Origin of the sequence: Variovorax paradoxus, from assembly GCF_030811855.1 — a bacterium.
In the GTDB taxonomy this organism is placed as follows: Bacteria; Pseudomonadota; Gammaproteobacteria; order Burkholderiales; family Burkholderiaceae_C; genus Variovorax; species Variovorax paradoxus_L.
Genome location: NZ_JAUSRN010000002.1, coordinates 311,667 through 323,611 on the forward strand (window position 1 = coordinate 311,667; position 11,945 = coordinate 323,611).

Sequence of the window (11,945 nt, forward strand, 5' to 3'; positions counted from 1 at the left end):
AGGCCTGTCAAGCCGTCTTGGCTGCCTGCTCGACCAGGAACGCGCGTGCCACGGCAAAAGCTTCGGCAAAGCTCAGCACCTGCGCCTTCTCGGCTTCGCACATCTGCACCAGCAGGCGGTGCTGCGTCTGGTACTTGACGTTGCCCACGGCCAGCGCGCCAATGCCCACGGCCTGCGTGCCGGGCAGCGGCTTGGCGTCGTCCATCACGCCCACGCCCGCAATGCCTTCGGGCGGCACGGCGTTCACGTCGGCCGCCACCTTGAGCCGCGTCGCGGCGCCGAGCGCTTCGGCGGACACCACCTGCACGCCCGCGGCCGCGCAGGCCAGCAGCACGTCGGCATCGGCGATGGAGCGGCGCACCGCGTCGGGGTCTCCGCCCGAGAGGCCGTGCAGCTTCACCCCGAAGCGCTGCCCGGTTTCGTCCGCGGCCTCCTGCGCCGCGTCGATGCCGTTGCGGCTCGACAGGTACACGTCGGCCCCGGCTTGCGCCGCGATCACACCGGCCACGCGTCCGACCGGGCCCGTGCCGCCGAGGATCACCACGCGCTGGCCTTCCAGGCCGTGGCCGTGGTTGCGCTTCAACGCGGCTTCCACGCACGCCACCATGGCCGCGGCCGTGGTGTAGGCACCGCTCGGGTCGGCCATCAGCGAGACCACGAAGGGCTTGACCATCGAGGTGCGTGCGCGCTCGAGCATGTCGGCCGCCAGCTGCGCATCGCGCCCGCCGATGAAGATGCCGGTGCGCGCAACGCCCTTGGGCCCGCGCGAGAAGATGGTGTCCTGGGTGAGCCCCGTGATACGGTCGATGGCCACCCCGCAATAGGGCACGATGATCTGGTAGCCCGCGTCCGCCGCCATGTTGATGTCGAACGGGCTCATCTGGGGGCCAGGGGTGAACATGTGGAGGATGCGGGGACGTTCCATGTGAGAGAGCCTGCGTTGGAGTGGTTGAAAAAAGTAGGCGGACGGCTTCAGCGCGTGCGCGGCGGCGCGTTGCGGTCACGCACCACGGCACCGCGGTTGCGGCCGGTGACGATGCGGATCTCGAGCGCCGGGTCGACATGCCCGCCGGCCCGAGCGGCGTCGACGAGCAGTTGGGCGCGGGTTTCCGACTGCACGATCGCAAAGCCGGTCGGGCCCCATGAGCTTTGCCCGATGGCTGCGCCGTTGGCGCGGCTCGCATCGGCGAACCATTGCATCAGCCGCGCGACAGCCAGGCTGGTGAAGACACCGCCCTGCGCCGGCGCGAAGTGCTCGCCGAGCAGCTGCTGCATATGGTTGATGCCGGCGGCAAACGGCGCGAACTCCTCGCTCGCAGCGCCGGGCAGCACGCGCATCAGCACCTGGTGGCAGATGTCGGCGGCCGCCGTTTGCGGCAGCGGCGGCAAGGCTGCAATGGCGCTTTTTTCGGCACCTCCCGAGAGGCCGCGGTGTCCAGGGTCCTGGACCACGATGATTCGCCAATCCTCCGGAAATGGAATGCGCGAGAGCAGCGGCGCCGGCAGGCCGTCGGCCCCGGGACCGCCGTCGAGCAGCAGGCCGCCGGTATCGAAGCCCGCAATGCCGATGCCCGACCGCAAGCCGCGGCCGAGCCAATGCGCCAGCGTTGCGGTGCTCGCGTCCAGGCCATGCCACTCGGCAAAGGCGCGCCCGATGGCCGTGGCGAGTTGCGTACCCGAACCGAAGCCCGCATGCGGCGGCAGCACCTGGCAGAGGCGCAGCGCCAGCGGCGCATGGCACCCGCTGCGCTGCCGAAGCGCCGAGAGATGCGCGGCGGCGCGGCCCAGTTCGGCTTCGGCCGCAGGCGTGTCGGCCGCCAGGTGGTCCGACGATGAAGCGGACAACTCGAGCTCGGTCGTGAAACCGTTGATCACCACGCCCAGGCTGCCAAAGGCGCGCCCCAGGGAGCCGGAGGGATCGAGAAAGCCCAGGTGCAGGCGCCCGGGGGCGCTCACGCTCACCATGCGAATGCCCAGGTCGTGCCGGGGGGCGAAGGCGAGATCGGCGGAGTTCATGGGCGGTGGTGGGCGACGCGGCGAAGTCATGGACCCGCTTGTCATAGCAAGGCCCGTTCCGTCCGCGCCTTCACAGGGGCGCACTGCTGAGTCGCGCGTGGAGAAGCGCGGCGATGTTCCAGGAGCGGGACAATGTGTCACGCGGACCGGCTGCGGCGTCGTCGAAGGCCGTTGTCCTCCGCCGCCTCTGGTCCTGGCAAGGTATCGAAGTGTGAAGACAGCCAGGCGCGCGCAACACGCGCGGCGCTGACGCATCTAGGCGCCACGGCTCCTCCCGACGGATGAGTGCGCCAATGCCACTGCGCATCATCCTTTGGGTGACAACTTTCGGCCTATGGACATGGCGCAGTCGCGCGGTTCAGCATCGACATCCCGCTTCGTACGCGAGCCTGGGTGACCGCAGACGCCTCCCTCGAAGTTCTTATTCCTGACGGAGTATTTTTTCAGCAAAGGAGTGTTTCATGCCCGCGCTAAATTTGACGGCCGGTTCGACCGTCACTCTGGACGAATCCGCCAATTTGCAGAACCTTGCGACTTCGCCCGCTGTTGCGGGCGACAGTAACGACAACGACATTGCCGCAAGTTCGCTGCCGACTGCCTTCAGCACCCGCCTGGCGACCCAGAATGTCGGGACCGCCATCAACGCCGCCTTGAGCGGCTACGACGGCACGAATACCGGCACCAACGCATTCACATTCACCGTGTCCGGAACGGTGAGCGATCTTGCATTCACGGACACCAACGGCGCTTTGTTCAACGGTGCCGACAGCGGCCTCAATACCACCGACGGCGAAGATATCTTCCTTTACACCGACACAACCAACAACAACATCGTCTACGGGAAGACGGCCCTCAATGTCGTCGTGTTTGCGGCCTACCTGGAGGAAACCGGAACACCTGTGTCAGGCGCGAAGCTCTGGACGGTTCAATACGAAGCAATATCGAATCCCGACGCTTCGAACCCGGACGACCCCGTCAATCTTGCAGACAAGATATTTGTCTCCGTCACTTCGGATAACGCGTTTTCTTTTGCCAATGTGCCCTCAGGCCAGAATCTGTTCGCAATGTTCGGCAATGCGACCACCGCCATCGTCGTGACTGGCAAGAATCCGGCGAATGAATCGACGGGCGCTAAATTCAACGAAGGAGACACGGTCAATTCCAGTCAGGGCGGCGGGTTCACGAGCCTGGGTACCAACAACCAGATGATTGATCCTCCCGGCGCCAAGAGCCCTGCCGAAGGGATGTATTTCACTTTCGTGAGTGGCGCAAGCACCGACGACACGGTTCCCAATCTCGATCAGAATGAGGCCGACGAAGAATCGAACATCGATTTCACCGGCCTTGTCAGCACCACATCGGCAGCTTTCACGGTCGCGCAATTGCAGCCCGATAAAGCGGCCACTATCAAGATCAGTGCCTTTACGACAGTGCTGGCAACTGGCGACGATTATGTGGACAACCTTCAAAATAATACGGCCGTCAATATCAGTTCGGTCGTCGTCCGTGATTCAGCCGGAAACCTCGTAACCGGCCTGTCCATTGATCTCAGCGGTGACACCGCCGTGATCAGCGGAGTCAAGGCCGGCTATGTGATCGAATACCAGACGAGTGGCGGCCACAACCGCGTATTGATTGAAAACGTCGGCTCGACCGACAAGAATTTCAACGCCAGTTTCGACATCGGTGGATTCAGTCTGCCCCAGACCATGCAGTCGACGGGAGAAGTCGGCTCCATGATGATCTTCGAGGACGACGGGCCGTCGGCCGCGCTTGCGGCACCCACCGACACGGTGCTGCTCAACACGCAGGACGCCGACACCATCGGCGCGGCCACCGACTCGGACACGCAGGACTTCTCAACCGCCTTCAGCGCGGCGACGGTCAACTACGGCGCCGACGGGCCAGGCACCACCACGTCGAGCTTCGCACTGGGCGTGGCCACGCAGGGTGGCGACTCAGGGCTCAAGAGCGATGGCGCCACCATCTACCTGTACCTGGTGGGCGGCAAGGTTATCGGATCGACGTCGGCCACCGAGGCCGGCATCACGGCGGGTAACACCATCTTCGACGTCGCGGTCAGCGCGGCCGGCTCGGTCACGCTGCAGCAGTTTGCCGAGATCGACCATGCGCTGCCAGGTGATTCGTCCAACTACGCGGCCCAGGAGGCCTCACTGGCCGACACGCTGGTCACCCTGACCCAGACCGTGACGGTCACCGACGGGGATGGCGACACGGCGACCGATTCCGAGGTGCTCAACATCGGTGCCAACATCAAGTTCGACGACGACGGTCCGTCCGTCTCGCTGACAGCGCCCACCGACACGGTGCTGCTCAACACGCAGGATGCCGACACCATCGGCGCGGCCACCGACTCGGACACGCAGGACTTCTCGACCGCCTTCAGCGCGGCCTCGGTCAACTACGGCGCCGACGGGCCGGGCACCACCACGTCGAGCTTCGCACTGGGCGTGGCCACGCAGGGTGGTGACTCAGGGCTCAAGAGCGATGGCGCCACCATCTACCTGTACCTGGTGGGCGGCAAGGTCATCGGATCGACGTCGGCCACCGAAGCCGGCATTCTTGCCACCAACACCATCTTCGACGTCGCGGTCAGCGCAGCCGGCTCGGTCACGCTGCAGCAGTTTGCCGAGATCGACCACGCGCTGCCGGGTGACTCGTCCAACTACGCGGCCCAGGAGGCCTCGCTGGCCGACACGCTGGTCACCCTGACCCAGACCGTGACGGTCACCGACGGGGATGGCGACACGGCGACCGATTCCGAGGTGCTCAACATCGGTGCCAACATCAAGTTCGACGACGACGGTCCGTCCGTCTCGCTGACAGCGCCCACCGACACGGTGCTGCTCAACACGCAGGATGCCGACACCATCGGCGCGGCCACCGACTCGGACACGCAGGACTTCTCGACCGCCTTCAGCGCGGCGACGGTCAACTACGGCGCCGACGGGCCGGGCACCACCACGTCGAGCTTCACACTGGGCGTGGCCACGCAGGGTGGTGACTCAGGGCTCAAGAGCGATGGCGCCACCATCCGGCTGTACCTGGTGGCCGGCAAGGTCATCGGTTCTACATCGGCCACCGAGGCCGGCATCACGGCGGGTAACACCATCTTCGACGTCGCGGTCAGCGCAGCCGGCTCGGTCACGCTGCAGCAGTTCGCCGAGATCGACCACGCACTGCCGGGTGATTCGTCCAACTACGCGGCCCAGGAGGCCACGTTGGCCGACACGCTGGTCACCCTGACCCAGACCGTGACGGTCACCGACGGGGATGGCGACACGGCGACCGATTCCGAGGTGCTCAACATCGGGGCCAACATCAAGTTCGATGACGACGGTCCGTCCGTCTCGCTGACAGCGCCCACCGACACGGTGGTGCTCAACACGCAGGACGCACAGACCATTGGCGCAGCCACCGACTCCGACACGCAGAGCTTTGCGGCCGCCTTTGGCACGGCCTCGGTCAACTACGGCGCCGACGGGCCGGGCACCACCGTCTCGACCTTCACGCTCGGTGTGGCCACGCAGGGCGGTGACTCAGGGCTCAAGAGCGATGGCGCCACCATCTACTTGTACCTGGTCGGCGGCAAGGTCATCGGTTCTACATCGGCCACCGAGGCCGGCATTCTTGCCACCAACACCATCTTCGACGTGGCGGTCAGCGCAGCCGGGTCGGTGACCTTGCAGCAGTTTGCCGAGATCGACCATGCGCTGCCAGGGTCTTCGTCCAACTATGCGGACCAGGAAGCCACGCTGGCTGACACGCTGATCACGCTCACCAACACGGTGACGGTGACCGACGGGGACGGCGACACCGCCACGGACTCCGAGGTGCTCAACATCGGTGCCAACATCAAGTTCGATGACGACGGTCCGTCCGTGTCGCTGGGAGCGGCCGCCGACACGGTGGTGCTCAACACGCAGGATGCACAGACCATTGGCGCAGCCACCGACTCCGACACGCAGAGCTTTGCAGCCGCCTTTGGCACGGCCTCGGTCAACTACGGCGCCGACGGGCCGGGCACCACCGTCTCGACCTTCACGCTCGGTGTGGCCACGCAGGGCGGTGACTCAGGGCTCAAGAGCGATGGCGCCACCATCCGGTTGTACCTGGTGGCTGGCAAGGTCATCGGGTCGACGTCGGCCACCGAAGCCGGTATCACGGCGGGCAACACCATCTTCGACGTGGCGGTCAGCGCAGCCGGTTCGGTCACGCTGCAGCAGTTTGCCGAGATCGATCACGCGCTGCCAGGTGTGGGGTCGAACTACGCGGACCAGGAAGCCACGCTGGCCGACACGCTGATTACCTTGACCAATTCCGTAACGGTCACCGATGGTGATGGCGACACCGCCAGCGATTCGAAGGTGCTCAACATCGGCGCCAACATCCGGTTCGACGACGACGGCCCGACGGTCACGGCCATCTCCGACCTCACCGGAGCAAACGACGGCCTACCCATTGCGGGAACCTACAACTTCTCCGTGGGCGCGGACGACGTGGACAACTCGCCGACCGACGGCATCGTGCTGACAGGCCTGAGCGGCACGACCGGCGGCGGCCGGCCGATCACCGATGCGACCGTTACGCACTTTGCCGAAGATGCCACGACGGTCACCTACCACTTCAGCTTCAACTACTACCCAGGGCCCACGTCGGCGACGACACAGCCGGCAACCGGCTCGGTCGTCTTCAACAAGACCGACGGCACCTTTACGTTTGACATGGATCAGCTCATCGGTGGACAAACGACGTTCTCCACGAGCTCGCCGCTGGCTTCCTTCAACTACGACACCGAAGGCAACAACTCGCCCGAGATCGTGGTCCAGCAATACAGCAGCGACTTCTTTGGCGTGCTGTCCGCGAGTTCCGCCAAGCCACCGAGCGACACTGGCGATCTGATGTCGGGCAACGATCACGCGTTTGCAGCGGGCGAAATCTTCACCAGCGAGAGCAAAGCCTTCGTCAACGTCGCAACCAACACTCTCGGCGTGAACTCCGACACCGTGCAGGCCGGCGAGTTGCTGAACTTCGACTTCTACAGGTCGAATCCGGTGAGCAGTCCCAACCTCACGAGTCCGCCACAACGGCCCAGCGCGACCATTGTCGGTACGGACAAGGCCTATGCCGACGCAATCAACATCACGCTCGATCAGATCACGGACGGCGAAGACGTGGCGATCCTTCTGAAGTTGTTCGATGCATCGACCAACACCACCACGACACGGCTGCTGATTGCCAACTCCGCGACGGACTATCAATCGGGCACGGGAGGCACGAAGATCGTCAGCATCGGAGAGGACGACTACGACAGCGCCACCTACCAGATCTCTGGCGTGCAGGTGCTGAGCAGCACCGAAGACCTCACCGGCACGGGCGTCAGCCTGAGCACCCATGACGCGGTCACCCTGACCGCGGCCGGGATGAACTATGCCGATACGGCGGACAACGACGTGTTCAAGATCATCAAGATCGATGTGGTCACGGAAACGACCATCAACTCGGACGTGGACCTGAACTTTGCAGGCCAGGTGATCGACGACGATGAGGACTTCGCGAACTTCGACTTCGACGTGCACCTGGAGATCGATGGCATCGCCAACCTGATTGGCACGACCGGCCAGCCAGCGGTGATCGTGTAGCGGGCTCTCAAGCAAGGGAAAAAGGGGGCGGCAAAAATGCCGCCCCCTTTTCATCTGGCCTGCGCCAGGTGTACAAATGCCGGAGTTGCTCATCTGGCACTTGCACTCTATCGCTTGCAATTAGATCGCATGCGATATATCATTCGGCCCATGCCTTCCAAGCCACTTCCCGCCAAGTCCGCAGCCGCCCCCCAGGGCGATGCATTGGCGCTGGACGAGCAGCTCTGCTTCGCCCTCTATTCGACGATGCTGAGCCTCAACAAGGTGTACCGCGGCCTGCTGCGGGGCCTCGACCTGACGTACCTCCAATACCTCGTCATGCTCGTGCTGTGGGAGCAGGACGGCGTGAACGTATCCGAGATCTGCGCACGGCTGGCGCTCGAAACAACCACCCTCACCCCCCTTCTCAAGCGGCTCGAAGCGCGCGGCCTCATCCAGCGGGTGCGGTCGGCAACGGACGAACGGCAGGTGATCGTGTCGCTCACCGCCGAAGGCCGAGCACTACGCGCCAAGGCCAAGGCGCTTCCGTCATGCCTCGCCGAGGCCATGGAGCTGCCGCCCAAGGACATCGTCAAGCTGCGCACGCAGCTGAAAACGCTGCGTTCCAACCTCGACAGGAACGCGTGATGGCCTGCCGCGTCTGCCTTCCTGTTTTTCTCTCGGATTTATATCGCACGCGATATTCATACGAACGATAGTTTTAGTTTGCATTAACCACCACGTCAAAAAAGGAACGCACCATGTCCGCCAACAGCAACAAGAATCTCACTACCGCCGCCCCGACCCGCCGCAGCCTGCTGGTCGGCGGCGCTTCCGTTGCAGCCGGGGCCCTTGTGGGGACCGGCTTCTCCCAAGTGGCATCCGCCGCTTCAACCGCCGCGCCGAAAGCCGGTGCGGTACCTGCATCTTCAAAAGGAAAGCAACTCATGAGCAACACCATCGTCACCAAGGACGGCACCCAGCTTTACTACAAGGACTGGGGATCGGGCCAGCCCGTCGTGTTCAGCCACGGCTGGCCGCTCAATTCCGACAGCTGGGAATCGCAGATGCTGTTCCTTGCATCGCAGGGCTACCGCGCCGTGGCGCATGACCGCCGCGGCCACGGCCGCTCCAGCCAGCCCTGGAACGGCAATGACATGGACACCTACGCCGACGACCTGGCCACTGTCATCGAAACGCTGGACCTGAAGAACGCCATCCTGGTCGGCTTCTCGACTGGCGGCGGCGAGGTGGCGCGCTACATCGGCCGCCACGGCACCAAGCGCGTGGCCAAGGCCGCGTTGATCTCGGCCGTGCCGCCGCAAATGCTGAAGACCGCCGCCAATCCGGGCGGCCTGCCGATGGAGGTGTTCGACGGCCTGCGCGCGGCCCAGCTCGCGAACCGTTCGCAGTTCTACAAGGACTTGCCCACGGGTCCGTTCTTCGGCTTCAACCGTCCGGGAGCGAAGGTCTCGCAAGGCTTGATCGACGCGTGGTGGACGCAGGGCATGATGGCCGGCCACAAGAACACCTATGACTCGATCAAGGCGTTCTCGGAAACCGACTTCACCGAAGACCTGAAGAAGTTCGACGTGCCCACGCTCATCGTCCACGGCGACGACGACCAGATCGTGCCGATCGGCGCTTCGGGCCTGGCATCGGCCAAGCTGGTGAAGAACAACAAGCTCATCGTCTATCCGGGCGCGCCGCATGGGCTGACGGATACGCACAAGGACAAGTTCAACGCGGATTTGCTGGCGTTCATCAAGTCCTGAGCGTTCCACCGGCCCTGTAGCAGGGCCTCTTGCCCCCTCTCCCTCTGGGAGAGGGTTGGGGTGAGGGCGTCGGCGTCGATGAAACGGCCGCGCCTCATCACAAGCACATGCCCTCACCCCTGCCCTCTCCCAGAGGGAGAGGGAGAAAGACCTCAGGCCGCTTCGTACCACCGGTCCTTCGAAAGCATCACCCGGTGGTGCCCACACCCCGCCGGCATCATCGGAAAGCAGTTCTCCTGTGCAGCAACCTGCACGTCGAGGAAAAACGGCCCTTCGCTGCCAAGGCATTCTGCAAGCGCCGCCTCCAGCTCGGCCGGATCACTCACGCGCCGCGCACCCCAACCAAAAGCCTTGGCCAGTGCCACGAAATCGGGCAGCGCCTCGTTCCAGCTGTGGCTCAGCCGGTTGCCGTGGTTGAGCTCCTGCCACTGGCGCACCATGCCCATGTAGCCGTTGTTGCACAGCACCAGCTTCACCGGCGTGCGGTGCTGCACAGCCGTTGAAAGCTCCTGGATGTTCATCAGCACCGACGCATCGCCGCTCACGCACACCGTGAGCGCGCCAGGGTGCGCAACCTGCGCGCCAATGGCTGCCGGCAATCCGTAGCCCATCGTGCCGGCGCCGCCCGATGTGAGCCAGCGCCGCGGCCGATCGAAGCGCAGGTATTGCGCGGCCCACATCTGGTGCTGTCCCACGTCGGTCGACACGATGGCATCGCGCCCGGCGATGGCGCGCTGCAATGACGACATCAGCTGCTGCGGCAGGATCGCATCAGCGCGCGGCGTGAAGCCAAGGCAATCTTCCGCCCGCCAGCGTTCGATGCGCTGCCACCAGGGCGCAAGGCGCTCCGGCGCAAAGTCGTTCGCGGGCAACAGCGCGAGCAGGGCTTGGACGATGTCGCCGCAATCGCCCACCATCGGCACGTCGACCTTCACCACCTTGTTGATGCTGCCCGGATCGATGTCGATGTGAATCTTGCGCGCATGCGGACAGAACTCGTCGAGCTTGCCGGTCACGCGGTCGTCGAAGCGTGCGCCGACGCATACGACCAGGTCGGCCTCGTGCATGGCCAGGTTGGCTTCGAGCATGCCGTGCATGCCCAGCATGCCGATGAACTTCGGGTCCGATGCGGGAAAGGCGCCCAGCCCCATCAGCGTGAGCGTGCACGGCGCGTGCAGGCGGTGCGCCAGCTGCGCGAAGGCTTCGCACGCGGCGGGGCCCGAGTTGATCAGCCCTCCGCCGCCATAGAGCACTGGGCGGCGAGCCGTCGAGATCAGGTCGGCCGCGCGCTGCAGCATGGCCCTTGGCGGCAGCGCGGCCCTGCCCGTGCGCAGCGCACGCAGCGGCCGGGGTTCGGCACCGTGCCCAAGCCGCATGAGCTGCACATCCTTGGGCACGTCGAGCAGCACCGGCCCGGGCCGCCCCGATGCGGCGATCTCCAGCGCGCGGCGCACCAGCTGCGGCACGTCGTCGGGCGCGCGCACCTGCTGGTTCCACTTGGTCACCGACCTGGACATGCCGAGCGCGTCGCTCTCCTGAAAGGCCTGCGTGCCGATCACCCCCGTCGCCACTTGCCCGCTGATGCACAAGAGCGGCACCGAGTCGCTGATGGCGTCGAGCAGGCCGCTGATGGTGTTGCCCACGCCCGGCCCAGACGTGACGAGCACCACACCCACGCGTCCCGTGGTGCGCGCATAGCCTTCGGCGGCATGCACTGCGGCCTGCTCGTGCCGCACAAGCACGTGGCGCAGCCGCGGCTCGCCGTGGAGCGCGTCATAGAGCGGCAGCGCGGCGCCGCCGGGGTAGCCGAAAAGAGTGTCGACGCCGCATTCGACCAATGTGTCGAGCAGCGCCTCGGCCCCATTGCGCACGCGGGTCGCATCGACGGAGCCCGCGTGCTGAAGGGATGGAGAAGAAGTGGGAGGAAGGTCGAGCAGTCGCATGCCGTCGATTCTTCCGATTCTGATGCAGAATTTGCGTCTTTCTTTTGGCTCATTCACCCCATTTAATGAAAACCCTTCGGAAAATACCCACCAAAGAAGAAGGATCTTTCGACAAGATCGACATGGCGATCCTGCGGGTGCTGCTGCTCGACTCGCGCAAGACCCTGCAGGAGATCGGCCAAGAGGTCGGCCTGTCGCCCACCAGTTGCTGGACGCGCATCAAAAAGCTGGAGGCTCAGGGCGTGATCAAGCGCTACACCATCGACGTCGATCCGTCCAAGCTCGGCTATCACGATTCGGTCATCGTGCAGGTCACGCTCGAAAGCCACACCGACGAAACGCTGTACGACTTCGGCCGCGTGCTCGCAACCATTCCGGAGATCCAGGAGGCGTATCTCGTGTCAGGCGACTACGACTACTACATCCGCATCGCGGTGCGCGACACGCGCGACTACGAGCGGCTGCTGCGCGAAAAGCTCTACAAGATCCCCGGCATCCGCCACAGCAAATCGCACTTCGTGCTGCGCGTGCTGAAGGAGACCAGCGTGCCTGTCATCTGACGGGCAAGG

At 64.7% G+C, this 11,945-nt stretch carries 7 protein-coding genes; 4 read left to right on the forward strand and 3 right to left on the reverse strand.

What is annotated here, in order from left to right:
* Positions 1–7: 7 nt before the first annotated feature.
* Complete coding sequence (locus J2X92_RS06335; RefSeq protein WP_307574301.1) at positions 8–925, reverse strand: NAD(P)-dependent methylenetetrahydromethanopterin dehydrogenase; 918 nt, start codon at positions 923–925, stop codon at positions 8–10.
* Positions 926–972: 47 nt separating this feature from the next.
* A complete protein-coding gene (locus J2X92_RS06340) occupies positions 973–2,016 on the reverse strand; it encodes a beta-ribofuranosylaminobenzene 5'-phosphate synthase family protein (RefSeq protein WP_307574303.1) in 1,044 nt (347 codons plus the stop codon).
* A 461-nt stretch (positions 2,017–2,477) separates the two neighbouring features.
* Between J2X92_RS06340 and J2X92_RS06345 the strand changes: the two genes are divergently transcribed.
* From J2X92_RS06345 to J2X92_RS06355, 3 genes are all read left to right on the forward strand, one after another.
* Positions 2,478–7,679, forward strand: coding sequence for a beta strand repeat-containing protein (locus tag J2X92_RS06345; RefSeq protein ID WP_307574305.1), 5,202 nt, complete (start codon positions 2,478–2,480; stop codon positions 7,677–7,679).
* Positions 7,680–7,829: 150 nt separating this feature from the next.
* A complete protein-coding gene (locus J2X92_RS06350) occupies positions 7,830–8,306 on the forward strand; it encodes a MarR family winged helix-turn-helix transcriptional regulator (protein WP_307574307.1) in 477 nt (158 codons plus the stop codon).
* 113 nt (positions 8,307–8,419) lie between these two features.
* Entirely contained in the window at positions 8,420–9,433 is a 1,014-nt protein-coding gene (locus J2X92_RS06355) for an alpha/beta fold hydrolase (protein ID WP_307574309.1), read from the forward strand.
* 152 nt (positions 9,434–9,585) lie between these two features.
* Here the strand turns inward: J2X92_RS06355 and ilvB are convergent, their stop codons facing one another.
* Positions 9,586–11,376: a biosynthetic-type acetolactate synthase large subunit gene (ilvB, locus tag J2X92_RS06360; RefSeq protein ID WP_307574311.1), complete on the reverse strand. Its 1,791-nt coding sequence runs from the start codon at positions 11,374–11,376 to the stop codon at positions 9,586–9,588.
* 65 nt (positions 11,377–11,441) lie between these two features.
* On the opposite strand from ilvB, the gene J2X92_RS06365 reads away from it, so the two are divergent.
* Complete coding sequence (locus tag J2X92_RS06365; RefSeq protein WP_307574313.1) at positions 11,442–11,936, forward strand: Lrp/AsnC family transcriptional regulator; 495 nt, start codon at positions 11,442–11,444, stop codon at positions 11,934–11,936.
* Positions 11,937–11,945 lie beyond the last annotated feature (9 nt).